Annotated in this window: 15 protein-coding genes; all 15 read left to right on the top strand. The window is 68.0% G+C overall.

What is annotated here, in order from left to right; genetic code table 11:
- Window positions 1-3 precede the first annotated feature (3 nt).
- The 15 genes from D7I44_RS05400 to D7I44_RS05330 all read left to right on the top strand — a co-directional run bounded on the left by D7I44_RS05400 (window position 4) and on the right by D7I44_RS05330 (window position 17,550).
- Entirely contained in the window at window positions 4-969 is a 966-nt protein-coding gene (locus D7I44_RS05400) for an AAA family ATPase (RefSeq protein WP_120788547.1), read from the top strand.
- Window positions 966-2,318: a DUF58 domain-containing protein gene (locus D7I44_RS05395; protein WP_120788546.1), complete on the top strand. Its 1,353-nt coding sequence runs from the start codon at window positions 966-968 to the stop codon at window positions 2,316-2,318. Before D7I44_RS05400 ends, D7I44_RS05395 begins: the two co-directional genes overlap by 4 nt.
- A complete protein-coding gene (locus tag D7I44_RS05390; RefSeq protein WP_120788545.1) occupies window positions 2,318-4,813 on the top strand; it encodes a transglutaminase-like domain-containing protein in 2,496 nt (831 codons plus the stop codon). The genes D7I44_RS05395 and D7I44_RS05390 overlap by 1 nt, the downstream gene beginning before the upstream one ends.
- Window positions 4,810-5,928 carry a DUF5684 domain-containing protein gene (locus tag D7I44_RS05385; protein ID WP_120788544.1) on the top strand — a complete coding sequence of 373 codons (1,119 nt, stop codon included), beginning with the start codon at window positions 4,810-4,812 and terminating at the stop codon, window positions 5,926-5,928. The genes D7I44_RS05390 and D7I44_RS05385 overlap by 4 nt, the downstream gene beginning before the upstream one ends.
- Window positions 5,921-6,763: a PP2C family protein-serine/threonine phosphatase gene (locus D7I44_RS05380; protein ID WP_120788543.1), complete on the top strand. Its 843-nt coding sequence runs from the start codon at window positions 5,921-5,923 to the stop codon at window positions 6,761-6,763. Before D7I44_RS05385 ends, D7I44_RS05380 begins: the two co-directional genes overlap by 8 nt.
- The gene (locus D7I44_RS05375) at window positions 6,756-7,190 is read left to right on the top strand and encodes a hypothetical protein (protein ID WP_120788542.1); all 435 of its coding nucleotides are present in this window, start codon (window positions 6,756-6,758) and stop codon (window positions 7,188-7,190) included. The genes D7I44_RS05380 and D7I44_RS05375 overlap by 8 nt, the downstream gene beginning before the upstream one ends.
- 519 nt (window positions 7,191-7,709) lie before the next feature.
- Window positions 7,710-8,312 (top strand): endonuclease domain-containing protein, encoded by a 603-nt coding sequence (locus D7I44_RS18065; RefSeq protein ID WP_162940066.1) that lies wholly within the window; start codon window positions 7,710-7,712, stop codon window positions 8,310-8,312.
- Between the two features lie 243 nt (window positions 8,313-8,555).
- Window positions 8,556-10,232, top strand: a complete 1,677-nt coding sequence (locus D7I44_RS05365) for a GspE/PulE family protein (protein ID WP_120788540.1) — start codon at window positions 8,556-8,558, stop codon at window positions 10,230-10,232.
- An 18-nt stretch (window positions 10,233-10,250) separates the two neighbouring features.
- Window positions 10,251-11,918 carry a type IV pilus twitching motility protein PilT gene (locus D7I44_RS05360; protein WP_281271698.1) on the top strand — a complete coding sequence of 556 codons (1,668 nt, stop codon included), beginning with the start codon at window positions 10,251-10,253 and terminating at the stop codon, window positions 11,916-11,918.
- Window positions 11,918-13,156, top strand: a complete 1,239-nt coding sequence (locus D7I44_RS05355; RefSeq protein ID WP_162940065.1) for a type II secretion system F family protein — start codon at window positions 11,918-11,920, stop codon at window positions 13,154-13,156. The genes D7I44_RS05360 and D7I44_RS05355 overlap by 1 nt, the downstream gene beginning before the upstream one ends.
- Before the next feature lie 176 nt (window positions 13,157-13,332).
- Complete coding sequence (locus D7I44_RS18635; protein WP_281271697.1) at window positions 13,333-13,839, top strand: type II secretion system protein; 507 nt, start codon at window positions 13,333-13,335, stop codon at window positions 13,837-13,839.
- Between the two features lie 83 nt (window positions 13,840-13,922).
- Window positions 13,923-14,357, top strand: coding sequence for a type II secretion system protein (locus D7I44_RS05345; protein WP_120788539.1), 435 nt, complete (start codon window positions 13,923-13,925; stop codon window positions 14,355-14,357).
- Window positions 14,358-14,375: 18 nt separating this feature from the next.
- Window positions 14,376-14,954, top strand: a complete 579-nt coding sequence (locus tag D7I44_RS05340; protein WP_162940064.1) for a PulJ/GspJ family protein — start codon at window positions 14,376-14,378, stop codon at window positions 14,952-14,954.
- 5 nt (window positions 14,955-14,959) lie between these two features.
- Window positions 14,960-16,723, top strand: coding sequence for a polymer-forming cytoskeletal protein (locus D7I44_RS05335; RefSeq protein ID WP_120788537.1), 1,764 nt, complete (start codon window positions 14,960-14,962; stop codon window positions 16,721-16,723).
- A 5-nt stretch (window positions 16,724-16,728) separates the two neighbouring features.
- Window positions 16,729-17,550, top strand: coding sequence for a prepilin peptidase (locus tag D7I44_RS05330; RefSeq protein ID WP_120790807.1), 822 nt, complete (start codon window positions 16,729-16,731; stop codon window positions 17,548-17,550).
- Window positions 17,551-17,556: the final 6 nt, after the last annotated feature.

Below are 17,556 nucleotides of genomic sequence, written 5' to 3'. Positions count from 1 at the left end.
CACATGGCGATCAGCTCTGAGCAGGCGACCTGGTTCCAATCCACGTTCCAGGCGCTGGCGGACAACGTCGAGCAGGTGGTGCTCGGGAAGCGCCACGTCGTCGAGCTCGCGTTCGCGGCCATGGTCAGTGAGGGTCATCTGCTGCTCGAGGACCTGCCGGGCACCGGCAAGACCAGCCTCGCGCGTGCGATGTCGCAGACGGTGCACGGCTCGTCGACGCGCATCCAGTTCACTCCGGACCTGCTGCCGGGCGACGTGACGGGCATCACGGTCTACGACCAGAAGAACGGCGAGTTCGAGTTCCACGCCGGTCCGATCTTCGCGAACGTGGTGCTCGCCGACGAGATCAACCGCGCGAGTCCGAAGACCCAGTCGGCGCTGCTCGAGGCGATGGAGGAGGGCAAGGTCACGGTCGACGGCGTCACCCGGTCGACCGGGGCGCCGTTCCTTGTGATCGCGACTCAGAACCCCATCGAGCAGGCCGGCACCTACCCGCTGCCCGAGGCGCAGCTCGACCGCTTCATGATCAAGACGAGCCTCGGCTACCCGGATCTCGCGGCCACGGTGCGCATCCTCGAGGCGACCAGCGAGGCGCCGCACGAGCTCAACCCGGTGATCACCCCGCAGGCGCTCGTCGGCATGTCGACGATCGCGCGCGCGGTGCATGCCGACGCGGTGATCTTCGACTACATCGGCCGCATCGTCGAGGCGACTCGCACGGCGGCGCAGACCCGCGTCGGCGTGAGCGTGCGCGGCGCCCGCGCGCTGACGAAGGCCGCCAAGACCTGGGCGGCGTCGCAGGGCCGCGGCTACGTGAACGTCGACGACGTCAAGTCGCTCGCGGTGCCTGCGCTGTCGCACCGCCTCGTTCTCGATCCGGAGGCGGAGTTCGACGGCGTCACGGCCGAGGCCGTCGTCGGTCAGATCCTGCTCGACGTCGTCCCGCCGGTGAGGAGCACCGTGGCGTGACCTTCGACTCGACGGGCAACAGCGGCGCCACCGGCACCGGCACCGGCACCGGCACCACCACGCACTTCGTCGCAGAGAGCTGGAGCGCGCGGACGCGCTTCGCCGTCTGGGCGGTGCAGTCGGGGCGCGAGATCCAGACCGTCGCGAACACGGTCTGGTCCCACGTCTCAGACACGGTGACGCCCGTCGGCTGGCTCGCGATCACCGGCGCGCTCGTGCTGCTGCCGCTCGGCCTGGCGCTCGGCTGGATGGAGTTCATCGTCGCCGGCCTCATCGCCGTGACGGTGCTCGTCATCGCGATCCCGTTCCTCGCCGGCTCGCTCGCCTACCGGGTCGGCTTCACCCTTCCCGTCGAGCGCGTCGTCGCCGGTTCTGAGGTCGTCGGGACCCTGACGGTCTCCAACACGTCACGGCGCATCGAGCTGCCCAGCCGCATCGACGTGCCGATCGGCAGCGGGCTGACGGATGTCTGGGTGCCGCTGCTCCGCCCAGGGCACACCCACGGCGAGAACCTCATCGTTCCGGCATACCGTCGCGGCATCATCGACATCGGGCCCGTGACCACCGTGCGCACGGACCCCCTCGGCACGCTCAAGCGCGAAGCGGCCTGGGCCGAGGTGCACCGGCTCTTCGTGCACCCGAAGACGGTCGCCGTGCCGTCGACCAGCTCGGGCTTCGTCCGCGACCTCGAGGGCACGCCGAGCCGCGACGTGGTCGCGGAGGACATCTCGTTCCACCAGATCCGCGAGTACCAGCCGGGCGACGGTCGCCGGCACGTGCACTGGAAGTCGACCGCCAAGACGGGCCGGCTGATGGTGCGGCAGTTCGAGGAGACCAGGCGTGCGCGCCTCGCGATCGTACTCGGCATGCGCGACGACGAGTTCGCGACCGATGACGAATACGAGCTCGCGGTGAGCATCGCGGGCTCGCTCGGCATCCGCGCGGTCCGTGACGGCCGCCAGATCGCCGTGGTCGCGAGCGACCAGATCCTCGACGTGGCGAAGCGCTCGGTGCGCGCCATCCGCTCGCTCTCGGTCATGACGCCGACCGCGCTGCTCGACGACCTCTCGACCGTCGAGCGCTCGAGCGCGGCAATGGAGTTCGAGGAGGTCTGCGGGCTCGCGACGCGGGCGATGACCGACCTGTCGATCGTGTTCATCGCTTGCGGCTCGGCGACGAGCCGTGAGCGGCTCGCGCAGCTGCCGCTGCGCTTCGATCCCGGGGTGCAGGTCGTCGCGGTCGTGGCGGATCCCGCGTCGCGCCCGAGCTACCGCAGGCTCGGCGACGTCGGCGTGCTCACGATCCCGGTGCTCGACGACTTCCGTATGCTGCTGCGGAGGGCAGCCTGATGGCCGCGCGCCGCCGCGGCAGGGCGGCCGGCCCCGATGCCGCCATGTTCGTCGACCTGGGGTTCGTGCTCGCGCTCGTCGCGGTGGGCGCGTTCGCCGCGTGGCCGATCTACCAGACCTGGTACCTCGTCGTCACGGTCGCGGGCGCGGTGGCGATCGCGGCGGGCGCGGTGCTCGTCGGGCGCCTGCGCGGCTGGTCGTGGGCACTGGTCTCCGTCTGCGCCGCCGCGGCGTATGTCGCGTTCGGCGTGCCGCTCGCGATCCCGAGCGCGTTCGCGTCGCGCGCCGACTTCGTCGGCGGCTACCGCGACCTCGTCGTCGCGACCGTCGGCGACTGGAAGAAGCTCATCACCGTCGACACTCCCGTCGGCCACTTCCAGACCCTGCTCGTGCCCCTGCTCGTCACGATGCTCGTGTGCACCACTGCGGCGTTCTCGATCGTCTTCAGCCGTTCGCGCAGCTATGGGGCGCTGGTGCCGATCATGCTCGTTCCGACGGCGTTCGCCATCGTGTTCGGCACCACGGGCCCCGGCACGTCGCTCACGATCGGCTCGTTCCGGGTCGCGGCGCTCACTCACACGATCGTCGGCGTGCTGGCGCTCGGCGCCGCGGGCGGCTTCCTCGTCTGGCGCGGGCAGCACGCGCGCACGGTCGCCCTTCGCGAGGCGGCGGCAGCCTCCGGCATCCGTCGCCCCGGTGGCACCGCGGTCGGGTCCGCGCGCCGCATCGCGGGCGCGGTCGCGGTCGCACTCGTCGGCCTCGCCGTCGCCGTGCCGTTGTCGTCCACCGCGCTCGAGCCGAGCCAGCGGCAGGTGCTGCGCAGCGCCGTCGACGCGACCGCGCAGCTCGGCCGGTACACGAGCCCGCTGACGACGTATCGCGCCGCGTTCTCGTCGCAGCCCGACACCTACAACGCGCCGGTGATCCGCTATTCGGGCGACGCGCAGCAGCTCGGCAGGCTGCGGGTGGCGACCATGAGCTTCTACAACGGGCAGCAGTACACCGTGCTGCCGAACGACTCCGATCGCAGCAGCGCGTTCGCTCACAAGCCGCAGCTGACCAGTTCGTCCCGCGCGCAGGGGCTGGCGAGCCTCGACCTCACGATCGGCTCGGGCTTCGACGCGGCGCTGGGCTCCGGCGTGTGGCTGCCGACCGTCGACGGCCTCACGGCGATCAGCTTCGGCGGCAGCGATGTCAACGCGCTCACCGACGGCTTCTACTACAACGACAAGCTGCAGGCGGGGGCAGAGCTGCACAAGCTGCAGGCAGGCGACTCCTACACGCTGCTCGCCAAACCGCAGTCCGCCGCCGGACAGCTCGGCGCGCTCTCACCGCCGCAGGGCGCTGTGCCGGCGACGGCCGACATCCCCGACAGCCTCACGCAGTGGGTGCAGTCGCAGAATCTCGGAACGGGCGGGCAGGCGCTCACCGGGTTGATCCAGCGGCTGCGCGACCGCGGCTATCTGAGCCACTCGCTCGTCAAGCCGACGGGCACCGACACCTGGCTCACGGACGAGGGTGCAGGTGCCGAGTTCCACCAGAGCCTCGCGGGCGAGTCGATGGATCGCATCGGCGCCCTGTTCGACGACCTGCTGCGGCAGCAGCAGGAGGTCGGACTCGATGCCGCGCCGGCCGACCTCGTCGCGGGCGTCGGCGACGACGAGCAGTTCGCCGTGGCATCCGCCCTCATCGCCGAATCCCTCGGCTTCCCCGCGCGCGTCGTGCTCGGCTTCACTCTGCCGGGCGGCGATGCGGATGCTGCGGCGATCCCCGCCTGCTCCGACGGCGTCTGCCGAGGCAAGAACCTGACGGCCTGGGTCGAGGTTCAGGCCGCCGACCTCACGTGGGTGCCGCTGACGACGACGCCCCAGAGCAAGCTGCCGCTGTCTGAGCACCAGATCACGACAAGCGTGCCGAAGCTGCCGACGCAGGTGCAGCAGCACGTCGCCACCGTGCAGCCGCCGCCCGAGGCGAACCCGACGGGCGGCAACCGCCAGAACAACGAGCATGCGCCGCAGGCCGCGGCCGGGCCGGCCGCGTGGCTGCCCGCGCTGCGCATCGGCGGAACGATCGTGCTGATCCTGCTCATCATCGCCGCGCCGCTCGTCTCGCTCGCGATCGTGAAGCTCGCCCGTCGCCGCGTCCGCCGGCAGTCGCCGTCGTCGGCCGGCCGCATCGCCTCCGGGTGGGACGAGCTCGTCGACACCGCCGTCGACCTCGGCCTGCCCGCGCCCGGGGTGCGCTCACGCGTCGAGGCCGCCGCGCTCTACTCGGCCGCGTCCCGCGCGAGCGACTCCACGACCCTGCGTACACTGGCTCACGGCGCCGACGAGGCCGTCTTCGGCGCCTTCGACCCGACGCCCGACGAAGCGGATGAGTTCTGGGCGCAGCTCGACGAGCAGCGCACCAGGCTCGCGGCGGCATTCCCGAGGTGGAAGCGGCTGCTGGCGCTGATCTCGCTGCGGTCGTTCCGTAACCGTGGAGGAGACCGATGAGCCCGACCGACGAGCAGGCTCTGTCGTTCGCGTTGACCGGCGGTGCGACAGCGACGCTGATCGTGCCGCTCGTGATCTCGCTGGCGATCTGGCTCGTCGTGGTGCCGCTCGGCCTGCAGGGCATCTTCGAGGCGCTGGGCGTCGAGCGCTCGCGCGCCTGGATCCCGTTCGTCAACATCGCGACGGCCTACCGGCTCGGAGGCGTGAGCGAGTACTGGCTGATCGCCCTCGTGATCCCGGTCGTCAGCTGGCTCGGCGCGATCATGCTGTTCATCGCGAGCCACCGCATCAACCGGCGGCTCGGCCGCAGCGGCTGGTACACGGTGCTCGCGGTCGTCGCCTGGTGGGTGTGGGCCCTCGCTCTCGGCCTGCAGCGCCGCGTCGACCGCACGGCTGCGGTCGAACCCGTGGTCTGGTCGGCGCAGCGACCGCCGCAGGCGCCCCTCGCGATCCCAGCCGCCGACGACTCGACGCCCCCGATCGACGAGACCCCGGTGAGCGCTGCCGGATTCATCGCGCCCCTGCCCGGCTCGATGAACACGAGTGCGGATTCCGCCCCGGAGCCCTCCCGTGCCCCCCAGCCGATCATCGACGAGCAGGCCGTGGGCCCGCGTCTCGAAACGATCGCAGCACCTGTCGAAGAACCGCCGGCTGAAGCATCCGCCCCGCCTGCCCCTTATGTCATCGACGACGATGCGACGATCATCCGCCCTGTGCAGGCCAATGCGGCGAGCGCCTCAGGCGACCACTCCGACGCGACCGTGATCTCGCCGCGCCGCCGCGCGCGATGGTGGGTGCAGACGTCGATGGGCGCGCGCGTCGAGCTCACGGGGGCATCGGCGATCCTGGGCCGCCGACCGGCCGCGCATCCGCTTTACCCGGGCGCGCAGCTCGTCGCGGTGACCGACGACGCCCTCTCGGTCTCTGCGACTCACGCGGTGCTCGAGTTCGTCGGCGGCGAATGGCAGGTCACCGACCTCGATTCGACCAACGGCGTCTGGCTGATCGACCCGCGCACCAGTGAGGAGACCGAGCTGGGCGCTCGCAACCGTGCTCGTGTGACTCCGCAGTTCATGCTCGGCGAGCTCGGCGTCAAGGTGGTGCAGGGTGGCTGATCACGGTGTCACGGTCGTCGTCGCCGACGCGGAACCGCAGCTGCGCACGGCAGCGAGCACGGATGCCGGCCGCCACCGCCGCGGCAACGAAGACGCGCACCTCGCCGAGTTCCCGGTGTACATCGTCGCCGACGGCATGGGCGGCCACGACGCCGGCGCCGTCGCGAGCGCCGCGGTGGTCCGCGCCTTCACGGGTCTCGTCGGCCGCGACGACGTGCGCCCGGACGAGGTCGCCGACGCGATCCGCCGCGCGCACCAGACGGTCGCGGCGCTCAGCGACCGCACCCGCCGGGGCGCAGGCAGCACGCTCACCGGGGTGGTGCAGGTCAGGCACGACGGCCTGCCGTACTGGCTGGTGCTGAACGTGGGCGACTCACGCGTCTACCGGGTCTCCGGTGCGCGCTTCGAGCGCATGACGATCGACCATTCGTACATGCAGGAGCAGCTCGACGCCGGCAATCTCGCCCAGGAGGACGTCGACACCTTCGAGCACAAGAACGTGATCACCCGTGCGGTGGGCGCGCCCGACAGCCCGGCCGACTACTGGGTGCACCCGGTCGAGGCGGGCGAGCGGATCCTGATCTGCTCGGACGGCCTGCACGGCGAGCTCAGTGAGGCCGAGCTCTACGACGTGCTCGCGCACCACGCCGACCCGGGCGAGGCCGTCGACGCTCTTCTGCGACGTGCGCTCGACCACGGCGGCCACGACAACATCACGGCCGTTCTGGTCGACGTCGCCCCCGACGCGGACCCGCTCGACCCGCTCGTTGAGGAGCAGGCCGAAGGCCCGCGTCTCGAAACGAGCACCACCCCAGACGAGGCAACGGATGCCTGAGCCCGACGACACCGTCCGCACCGAGAGTCACGGCACGATCGAGGACACGGCCCCTGTCGTCGCCCGCCGCGTCGCCCAGACCGAGTCGGTCGATGCGAAGTTCACGGTGGGCCGCGCGCTGCCCCCTCAGGGGCCGCCGGTCACCGACATCAACCTGCTCGAATTCAGGCCGCCCGAGGTGCCGGCGGGGGGTGTGGTGCGCTACAAGGTGCGCGCGAATCTCGTGGTCACGCAGGTGCCCGACTTCGATGCGGAATGGAAGATCCGGCAGCGCACCCCGCGAGCCCTGTCGCCGACCGACATCGTCGCCCACCAGAACGACGATCGCCGCGTGTGGCGCCGCCGCGCGGTGATCATCGTCGGGGCCGTCTCGCTGGTCGTGCTCGCGGCCGGCCTCGCAGGCATCTGGGCATTGCAGCAGTTCTGAATCCCGTGTCGCGCAGCCGCCTGGCCAGCGCATAGTTCCGATCGGGCGCACTTGGGCCGATGCGGCATACGGATGCTTCGCACTGTCGTGCCCGATCGACCCGACTACGCCCGATCGAGCAGCCGCAATCGCGGGGTCGAACCGAGGCTCGGCGTCGTTCTACGGCGATCTCTCCGTCCCCAAGGGCCACGGCTCGCGCGCCCTCCACAATTCGGACCCTTCCCGGTACCTTCAGCCGGTAGGCAGCGCCACCCTGCTCTCATGGATCTTCATCGCGTCCTCGCCCGTAACGACGGCTTCGCGACCCGGTCGACTCTCCGAGCAGCCGGATATTCCCGGCGTGGCATCCAGGAAGAACTCAGCTCGGGTCGCCTCATCGCGCACGGGCGCAACATCGTCTCGAAGCCCGCCGTACCTCCCGCCTTCGCTCGCGCCGTCTCAATGAACTCGCGGGCTGCGTGCGTCACTGCAGCTCGGGCGATGGGTCTATGGACTCTCGAGACGGACACCCTGCATGTCGTGCCACGAGTCAACAACTCGCACGTGCGGCCCGACTCGCTCGAGGTCAAAGTGCACTGGTCGCCGTCTCCCATCGAACCTGACTCGGCGCGGGTCGCCGTGGAATCCGGCCGAAATGCTCTGGCTCACGTCGCGAACTGCCAGCCCCTCGAGATCGCGGTGGCGACCTTCGACTCGGCAGTCCGAAAAGGGTTCGTCACCATTGAAGAACTTCATCGCCTTGCATCAGTGCGACGCGGGCGCTTCGCCGAAGTCGTGGCGCTGGTCAGCGACAAGGCTGACTCCGGGCTCGAGACGATCACCCGGGTCAGGCTCGGGTGGGCGGGCACCACGTGTCGCGAGCAGGTCGTCATCGACGGCCATCGCGTCGACCTGCTCATCGGTGATCGCCTGATCATCCAGCTCGACGGTAAGCAGCATCTGGAGGATCCTGAGCAACTCGAACGTGATCGCAAGCAGGATAGGCGCTTGCGTCTGATGGGGTACACGGTTCTCCGCTTCGGCTACGACGATGTCGTCTTCGCGTGGGCGGCCATGTGGGCGGAGATCGCATCGCATCTGGCCCAGCGCGCGCATCAGGTGCTACCGGTCGGGCGCAGCTGAACGGATCGGGCATACGGATGCTTGAGCCGAGTGCGCCCCATCGACCCAAGCGCGCCCGATCGGGCCAGGCGCGGAAACCGCCCCACATCAGGGCTATACACATGTTCTGCCCCCACCACGGGGATATGGCCGCGTAATTGAGGGTCTGTATAACCTGCACAGGTCCGGGCCGACCCCCGGACACACCGACCGCCCCACCTGGGTACCCGACCCAGGCGTGCATCCCGTGAGGAGGTACGTCCCATGGCGTCCCTCACGGAGATCCTCATCCTCCACGGCGCCCTACCCATTGAGCACCTCGACCTCATCTCGGCGACCCCGGCCGTTGAGGCCGAGGCGATCGGCCATCTGGTTCAAGACGGCGTCCTCTCGGCCGTCCAGGTGGCCAAGGCCAAGGCCGCGCGGGCCGGCGTGCAGTTCGTCGACCTCACCGACTTCCCGGTCGACCGCACCGCCGTCGCGCTGGTAAACCCCGCGATCTTGAGGCGCAGCCGCCTCCTGCCGGTCGCGTTCGCCGATGGCGACCTGGTGGTCGCGACCGACGCTCCCGACAATCTGCCGGCCGTTGACGACGTGCGCACGGCATCCGGTCGCCCGATCTCGTTGGTGGTCGCGGAGTCCGCCGATCTCGACGCCGCATTCAACCGCTATCTGCGCGCTGACGACGAGCTGTCGGACCTGACCGCCACCTTCGAAGAGGAGCAGTCGCGTGAGGAGGCGGCGCTCGCCGCATTCGACACCGACAACGCCGAGGACGACGCACCCATCGTCCGCTTCGTCAACCTGCTCGTGAGCCAGGCGATCCAAGACCGTGCGAGCGACATCCACATCGAGCCGGCGGAGCACGAAGTACGGGTGCGGTACCGCATCGACGGCGTGCTGCACGAGATGCAGAGTGCGCCGAAGGCGATCCAGAACGGCGTGATCAGCCGCCTCAAGATCATGAGCGACATCGACATCGCCGAGCGCCGCAAGCCGCAGGACGGCCGGATGTCGGTGAGCCACGGCGGCCGCAAGATCGACCTGCGCGTGGCGACCCTGCCGACGGTGTGGGGCGAGAAGATCGTCATGCGAATCCTGGACAACACCAGCACGACGATGTCCCTCGAGAGCCTCAACCTGCTGCCGCGGAACTTCGAGGTGTATCGGAACTCGTACACGAAGCCCTACGGCATGATCCTCGTCACAGGCCCGACGGGCTCCGGCAAGTCGACGACGCTGTACACGACGCTGAACACCGTCTCGAAGCCTGAGATCAACGTGATCACGGTCGAGGACCCGGTCGAATATCGGATGCCTGGCATCAACCAGGTGCAGGTGAATCCCAAGGCGGGGCTCACCTTCGCGAGCGCGCTGCGCAGCATCCTGCGCTCTGACCCCGATGTGGTGCTGCTCGGTGAGATCCGCGACCACGAGACCGCGCAGATCGCGATCGAGGCGGCGCTCACCGGCCACTTGGTGCTGAGCACGCTGCACACCAACGACGCGCCCAGCGCGATCACCCGCCTCACCGAGATGGACATCGAGCCGTTCCTCGTGGGCTCTGCCCTCGACTGCGTCGTCGCTCAGCGCCTCGCCCGGCGCCTGTGCGAGCGCTGCAAGGCTGAGATCGAGCCCGATCGCGCTTTTCTCGAGCGGGTCGGCTTCCCGATGAGGGCGCTCGACAACCTCGGCGGGGTGCTGTTCGGCCCGGTCGGCTGCCAGGCCTGTTCCCAAACGGGGTATCGCGGCCGGATGGCGCTGCACGAGATCATGCCGGTGAGCGAGCAGGTCGAGCGCCTCACCGTCGAGCGCCGCTCGAGCGCAGAGATCGGCCGCGTGGCCAGGGAGCAAGGAATGCTCACGCTGCGCGAAGACGGCTGGGCCAAGTGCCTTGAGGGGTGGACCTCTGTCGAAGAGGTTCTTCGCGTCGTGGCCTAGCGGGGAAAAAGGAGCACCATGGACAAGCCCGTTTACGAGATTCCTGACATGTCAGAGGGCGGTGACGTCTTCGGCTGGCGGCCGACGCCTGCGGCGGCTCCAGCGCAGGCGACGGATGCCCCGCCGTCGCGTCGCTCTCTTCGTGAGCGGCACCAGCCGGCGGCGTTCGACCAGGCGCCGATCGCCGAGGAGCAGCATGTAGCGCCGCGTCTCGACGCGATCCCCTCTGCACCGCCGCCGGACAACTACGACGACCAGGCCCTCGCCGACATGCTGGCGACCCTCCGTCAGCGCGAGACGTTCCTCACACCCCCAGCGCCTGTGCCGGCGCCCGCCCCGATCGTTGAACAGGCTCCGATCGTTGAACAGCCTCCGATCGTTGAGCGGCCCCCGATCGTTGAGGAGCGCGAAGCGCGTCTCGAAACGATCGTCCAGTCGACCGTGGCCCCCGCCCCGACCCCCGCACCCGTGGCGCCCAACCCCTCCCCCACGGTCAAGATCCCCGTCACCGACACCTCGAGCCCCCAGCGCGACAACGCAGATCCGCAGCTGATCGCCGCACTGCAGGAAGTGGTCGCGAGCCGGGCGTCCGACCTTCACGTCACGGCCAATGCGACGCCGATGCTGCGCGTCGACGGCGGCCTGCGCTCGGCCCCCGGCACGGTCGTGTGGGATCGCGACCGCGTCAAGCACGCGCTCTACACCCTGCTGACCGATGCCCAGAAGGAGCAGTTCGAGAAAGAGCTCGAACTCGACTTCGCCTACACGGTGAGCGCCAACGCGCGCTTCCGCGTGAACTTCTACCAGCAGCGCGACTCGATCGGCGCGGCGTTCCGTCTCATCCCGACCGAGATCAAGGGCCTCAAGGCGCTCGGCGTTCCCGAGCACATCGGCCGGTTCGCGGGGCTGCCCCGCGGCCTGGTACTGGTCACGGGCCCGACCGGCTCCGGCAAGTCGACGACTCTCGCGGCGCTGATCGACCTGGTGAACGAGACGCGCACCGACCACATCGTCACGGTCGAGGACCCGATCGAGTTCCTGCACAACCACAAGAAGTCGATCATCAACCAGCGCGAGGTCGGTCACGACACCCACAGCTTCGCGAACGCGCTGAAGCACGTGCTGCGTCAGGACCCCGACGTGATTCTGGTCGGCGAGCTCCGCGACCTCGAGACGATCTCGGTCGCGCTCACTGCGGCCGAGACCGGCCACCTCGTCTTCGCGACGCTGCACACGCAGGATGCCGCGCAGACCATCGACCGCGTCATCGACGTCTTCCCGCCGCACCAGCAGGACCAGGTGCGCGTGCAGCTCGCGGCGACCCTGCAGGGCGTGGTCTGTCAGACGCTGATCAAGAAGGCCAGCGGCGAGGGCCGCGTTGTCGCGACCGAGGTGCTCGTGACGACACCGGCTGTCGGCAACCTGATCCGCGAGGGCAAGACCTATCAGATCGCCTCGTCGATGCAGGCCGGGCGCGACCTCGGCATGCACACCATGGATCAGAACCTGGCCGAATTGGTCAATGCAGGCAAGATCACCCGCGAGGCCGCCCTCGAGAAGTCCCATGATCCGGCCGCGTTCGACCGCCTGATCCACCGTGCGGAGACGGCGACGGATGCCACGGGCCGTGCCCTTCAGGCGGCCGGCCCCGACTTCGGCGACAGCTTCAGCCGGTTGGTGCAGTGATGACGACGGTCGCCCCCACGACGTTCTCGTACAAGGGCCGTGGGCCCGACGGCAAGATCACGAAGGGCCGCCTTGAGGCGCCCAACGAGGCGGCGGCAACCTCGCGCCTCGTCGGAATGGGGCTCACGCCCATCTCCGTCGCCGCGGCAGGCACCGGCCTCAATCGCGACATCGAGTTCGGATTCCTCAAGAAGAGCGTCGGTCTCAAGGACCTCGCCGTGATGAGCAGGCAGATGTCGACCATGACCGGAGCCGGCCTGTCGCTGCTGCGCACCCTGGTGATCCTGGCCGACCAGAGCGAGAACGAGAAGTTGAAGGAGACGCTTCACTCGGTCTCGAAAGACGTCGAGACGGGCTCTGCTCTCTCGGAGAGCATGAGCAAGCACGACGACGTCTTCCCGCCCTTGATGATCAACATGATCCGGGCGGGCGAGACCGGCGGATTCCTTGACGGTGCGCTCGACTCGATCGCGACGACCTTCGAAAAAGAGGCGGCGCTGCGCTCGACCATCAAGTCGGCGATGGCCTACCCCATGATGGTTCTTGCGATGTCGCTCGTCGCCGTCGTGGTGATGCTGACTTTTATCGTGCCGATCTTTGCGAAGATGTTCGCGAGTTTGGGCTCGAAACTGCCGCTACCCACGCAGATCCTGGTCGACATCTCCCATCAGATGGTGTGGATCGCTCCGACCCTCGTCGTCCTCGTGATCGCCGGCAGCGTCTGGTGGCGGCGGAACAAGAACGAACCAGCCGTGCGCGCCAAGATCGATCCGGTCAAGCTCAAACTGCCCGTGTTCGGTCTGCTGATGAAGAAGATCGCCATCGCGCGCTTCTCTCGCAACATGGCGAGCATGCTGGCGGCCGGCGTACCGATTCTCAACGCACTGCGCATCGTGGGAGAGACCTCGGGTAACTGGGTCATCGAGACAGCGCTGGAGCGCATCGCGAAGTCGGTGCGGCAGGGTAAGTCGTTCTCCGGGCCGATGGCCGATGAAGAGGTCTTCCCTCCGATGGTCACTCAGATGGTTGCGGTGGGTGAGGACTCCGGCTCGATGGAGGTCATGCTGCGCAAGATCGCCGAGTTCTACGACGCCGAGGTGCAGGCCACCACAGAGGCGCTGACAAGCCTCATCGAGCCGCTCTTGATTGCGTTCCTCGGTGTGGTCGTGGGTGGCATGATCGTGTGCCTTTACCTCCCGATCTTCCAGATCACCTCGGCCGTCCAGAACGCCAGCTGACCCAGCCCCACAGAGGGGTAGAAATCACCCCTGATCGGGGGATTAGGGCGAATCTTTTACCCCCGGAAGCGGGATTACCGGCCCTCGACACGCCGCCTAACCTCAACTTCAGACGGAGCTTGAAAGTCTTGTCCGTCTGCATCCATCCCGACCGACAAACAAAGGAATACCCGACCATGTATTTCCGCCTCATGGGCAAGCTCAATGCCCGCCGCAAGGGCCTCCTGGCCGAGGACGAGAAGGGCTTCACCCTGATCGAGCTCCTCGTCGTCGTGATCATCATCGGCATCCTCGCCGCGATCGCGATCCCCGTGTACCTCAATGTCCAGAACAACGCCAAGGACAGCGCCGTGCAGACTGATGTCACCAATCTTAAGACGGCGGTGGTGAGCTTGGAGACTAGCGGCGGGCAGCTTCCGTCGAGTATGACGGCTTCGACCACGGCCGCTACCGGTCTGCCGACCACGTTTGTGGATGGCACCACCGCGATTTCCACCGCTGACTGGACCGGTGCTGGTGCCACGTTCAGCAAATACACAACGGGCCTTGCTTTCAAAGCGACCGGGTCGACGTTCTGCGTGTCTGGCAAGAGCGCAAACAACAGCTATTGGGCGACCGACACTGACGGCGTGACCAAGGTCGACGCGACGCACTCGCTGCCGACGACCTGCGTGACGCCGTAGGCAGCGTTCGACTAGATCTGTTGCGGGGCAGGGCCCTTGTTAGTGCCCTGCCCCGCATTCGATCTCGGCGCGAAAGGGGGCCCATGAAAAACCCGGCCGAAAACCATGAAACTGGCCTCGGTCTCATCGAGGTCATCGTCGCGATCTTTCTCCTCGCGATCCTGGCCGTGGTGATGCTGCCGGCCGTCATGGGCATGATCAACGTCTCAGCCAAGAACTCGCTGCTCGCGACCGCCAATCAAGGTGTAAACCAGATGCTGGAGCGCGCACGAAACGCAGGCAGTACGTGCGCCGCACTCATACCCCCGGCCCCCCTCCCTCCGTTGCTTCCGCAGTCCGCGGTCATCACCACGGCCGCGGGCGCGAAGATCGAGATTGATACCGCCGTCGTGTGCAACCCGTCCAGCGCGAGCACGACGGCGCCAGGCGTTGCGACGATCTCATCGATCGCCTACCGGCCGACGGACCCGTCCGACGTACTGGCCTCAGGCCAGACGTCCGTTGTGGTGACAGGTTAGGCCATGGGTTCACCTCGGTTGCAGCCGCAGGACGAGCAGGGGTTCACGCTCATCGAACTCATCGTTACGATGGCGGTCGGCGCCCTGGTCCTCAGTCTGGCGGCGTCGTTCATAGTCGCCAGTCTTCGGGCGCAGTCGACCGTCTCGACCCAGACGGACTCGACGACCAGCGCGCAGCTGGCACTCCGGTCGCTGCAGCAAGGGCTTGAAAACGCCCCCGTGTTCACCGTCACCAACGGTTCGCAACCAGGAGACATCATCGTGATCGCCCCATCATTGAGCCCGAGGTCGAGCGCCGCGTGGACATGCCATGCGTGGCGCTACTCGGCCTCCGCCAGCACGATCAGCGTTGCCACCTGGAACGACGGCAACACCTTTGCAGCGGAGACGCTCCATTGGACTTCTCTTGCGACCCGAGTTTCACCCAAGGGCGCGACGCCGGTGTTCCTCGCTGGGCCGCACAATATGACCGACCCGACTCCCAACACCGTCCTCGAGGTCACGTTCGTAGGCACGGGCTACGACGGGCACTCGGTCTCGATCGTGTCGCAGATCGCATCCAGTCCCTCAAGCTCAGGGGCAGGTATCGCGTGTTGAAACTCATGGCTGCCTTGCGGCAGAAGGATCAGAGCGACCGCGGCTACGCGCTCGTCTCCGTCATCGGCGTCATCCTTGTCTGTGGGATTGTGCTCGCCCTGATGGGAACGATGGTGGCATCGGCACTGGGCGCCAGCACGTCGACCCGGGCCGGTGTGCAGTCCCGTGGCGCGGCAGACCAAGGAGTCGCCGTCGTCACGGCCGATATCGACAAAGGGGCCGCCGCGGGCTTTCCTGCGAGTCCGACCTCCGTGTGGCGCTGTCCCGCTCTTGCGGGCAACTACGACAATTCGGTGGCCCCGGTCAGCCCGACGCCGTTGGTGCCCGTGCCCGGGCCGACGCCGAGCACAATGGCGGCGCCGAATTCGGTCTACAAGGTAACGGTGCAGCATGCTGGTTCGGATGGCGTCTGGCATCCGGGCTGCCCGACCGCTCTCGGCCAACAGGTCAAGCTGGAGGCGACGGGCTGGGCTCAGCAGAACGGGATCCAGGGACGCAGCGATCAGGACAGTGCTCACCTGGAAGTGGTGCTGGGTCCATCACACGGTCTTATTGCTGACGGACCCGCGATCTTCGGCTATTCGACCGGAGGACTCGCCGGCGGCGGCTCACTGGTCGAGGTCGGTTCAGCGTCGCCTGATGTCGTTATCCAAACCGGGAACGTCAACTGCTCGGGCGCGTTCTACAGCAATGCCGATCTAGTAGTCGAAGGCGGAGATCTCGCGATCAGCGGGTCCTGCAATGTCACAGGCAATGTCTGGGCAAGCGGTGCGGTGAGCCTGAGCGGTGGGGTGAAGGTGTCTGGCAGTGTCGTCGGCAGCTCGATCACCGTTGACGGCAGCAGTCATATCGACGGCAGTGCTTGGACCCCCGGAGCGGTATCGATTACGGGTGGCGGCTCCTACATCGGCGGAAGCCTGACTGCCGGTTCGCTGACACTCTCTGGCAGCGGCCAGTTGCACGGCGGAGCGTGGATCTTCGGTGCGCTGCAGTGCTCGAACTGGGACTACTGCGTTGGCGGAAACGTCACCGCGAAGACCTACACCGACCCTCGGTACACGGGAACCACCTCGTCGAGCACCCACGGCACCATCACCGTCACAGCCCCAGGTGTGCCGTCCTCTCCGGGCGCGTACGGGTCGGCTCCGAGCGCCCCCGTGGTGCCGACCTGGATCGACTACAGCAGTGACACCTCGGTCTGGTCAGGTTTCGCACAATTGGATGTCAGCGGCGCCGCGTGCACCTCGGCCAGTTCGCTGTCGACCGCGATCGCAAACAAGCTCGCCTCGACCGCCGGGGCGACCGGCGTGGTCGCTGACATGCTGGGTTGCTCCAGTGGCTTGACGATCGGGGGGTCCGATGCGGTCGCTTTGAACACCGATGTCGTCTTCTACGCCCACCAGTACAACCTCGCCGGGTCGGGCAAGTTCACGTCGACACGTGGGTCGCGTGTCTGGCTCATCACGCCTGACGACGTGCCCGACCATCAGCCCACGCCGCCGGCGGGCTGCTCCTTCAACATCGGTGGAGCGTTCACGTTCCAGAGTGGCATCAGCGCCTTCATCTACACGCCGTGCGCCGCTTCGATCGGGTCCGGAATCCATATCTCCGGTCAGGTCTTCTCCGGCAACGTGTCGGTGTCAGGCTCTGCCTCCGTGAGCTACACCGCGATCGGCCTCGCCGGGTACGACCTCACGACCGGCGGGCCGGACACCGCCTCGTACACGGGGCCGCTCGTGACAGTCTCGCGCAGGAACACTGCGGGGTGACCCTCATGCCCGCCATCGCCCTCGGAATCTTCGGCAGCCTGATCGGCTCCTTCCTCAACGTCGTCGTCTACCGCGTGCCGGCCGGCCTCAGCATCGTGAGCCCGCCCAGCGCGTGCCCGCGCTGTGGAGAACCGATCAAGGGGTACGACAACATCCCGCTACTGTCTTGGCTCATGCTGCGCGCCAAGTGCCGCCACTGCGGCGAGTCCATCAGCGCCCGCTACCCGCTGGTCGAGCTCGGCACGGGGCTCGCGTTCGCCGCTGTCGCGGTCTGGTTCGCGCTCACGCAATGGCAGGCGACGGATGCCGCGCACCTGACCGCCTCGATCCTGAGCCTCGTCGCGTTCCTCTACCTCGCGGCCATCTCCATCGCGCTCGCGCTCATCGACCTCGACACCCACAAGCTGCCGAACGCGATCGTGCTGCCGAGCTACCTCGTGGGCGGGGTGCTGCTCGGTGCGGCATCCGTCGTCACCCGTGACTGGGCGCAGCTCGTCACCATGCTCGCGGGTGGCGCGGCGCTGTTCGCGCTGTACTTCGTCATCGCGTTCATCTCCCCGCGCGGCATGGGGTTCGGCGATGTGAAGCTCGCCGGAGTCCTCGGCCTCTTCCTCGGCCATCTCGGCGTCGCGCAGCTCGTCGTCGGAGCCTTCGCCGCCTTCCTGCTCGGCGGCCTCTTCGCGATCGTGCTGCTCGTCGCGCGCCGAGCCGGCCGCAAGTCCGGCATCCCCTTCGGCCCGTGGATGCTCGCGGGTGCCTGGCTCGGCGCCATCGCCGGCGCACCGCTGGCCGGTGCCTATCTGTCCCTTATCGGTCTGACAACCTAGCCCGAA

It is taken from the genome of Gryllotalpicola protaetiae (assembly GCF_003627055.1).
GTDB lineage: Bacteria > Actinomycetota > Actinomycetes > Actinomycetales > Microbacteriaceae > Gryllotalpicola > Gryllotalpicola protaetiae.
The sequence above is the reverse complement of the archived record's forward strand: the minus strand, read 5'-3'. Positions and strand labels throughout refer to the sequence as shown.

Excerpts from the sequence above, each read along its gene's own strand:
- D7I44_RS05385 (WP_120788544.1), top strand. The coding sequence starts at position 4,810 with ATGAGCCCGACCGACGAGCAGGCTCTGTCGTTCGCGTTGACCGGCGGT.
- D7I44_RS05390 (WP_120788545.1), top strand. The coding sequence starts at position 2,318 with ATGGCCGCGCGCCGCCGCGGCAGGGCGGCCGGCCCCGATGCCGCCATG.
- D7I44_RS05375 (WP_120788542.1), top strand. The coding sequence starts at position 6,756 with ATGCCTGAGCCCGACGACACCGTCCGCACCGAGAGTCACGGCACGATC.
- D7I44_RS05335 (WP_120788537.1), top strand. The coding sequence starts at position 14,960 with ATGGCTGCCTTGCGGCAGAAGGATCAGAGCGACCGCGGCTACGCGCTC.
- D7I44_RS05330 (WP_120790807.1), top strand. The coding sequence starts at position 16,729 with ATGCCCGCCATCGCCCTCGGAATCTTCGGCAGCCTGATCGGCTCCTTC.
- D7I44_RS05365 (WP_120788540.1), top strand. The coding sequence starts at position 8,556 with ATGGCGTCCCTCACGGAGATCCTCATCCTCCACGGCGCCCTACCCATT.
- D7I44_RS05400 (WP_120788547.1), top strand. The coding sequence starts at position 4 with ATGGCGATCAGCTCTGAGCAGGCGACCTGGTTCCAATCCACGTTCCAG.
- D7I44_RS05360 (WP_281271698.1), top strand. The coding sequence starts at position 10,251 with ATGGACAAGCCCGTTTACGAGATTCCTGACATGTCAGAGGGCGGTGAC.
- D7I44_RS05355 (WP_162940065.1), top strand. The coding sequence starts at position 11,918 with ATGACGACGGTCGCCCCCACGACGTTCTCGTACAAGGGCCGTGGGCCC.
- D7I44_RS18635 (WP_281271697.1), top strand. The coding sequence starts at position 13,333 with ATGTATTTCCGCCTCATGGGCAAGCTCAATGCCCGCCGCAAGGGCCTC.
- D7I44_RS05345 (WP_120788539.1), top strand. The coding sequence starts at position 13,923 with ATGAAAAACCCGGCCGAAAACCATGAAACTGGCCTCGGTCTCATCGAG.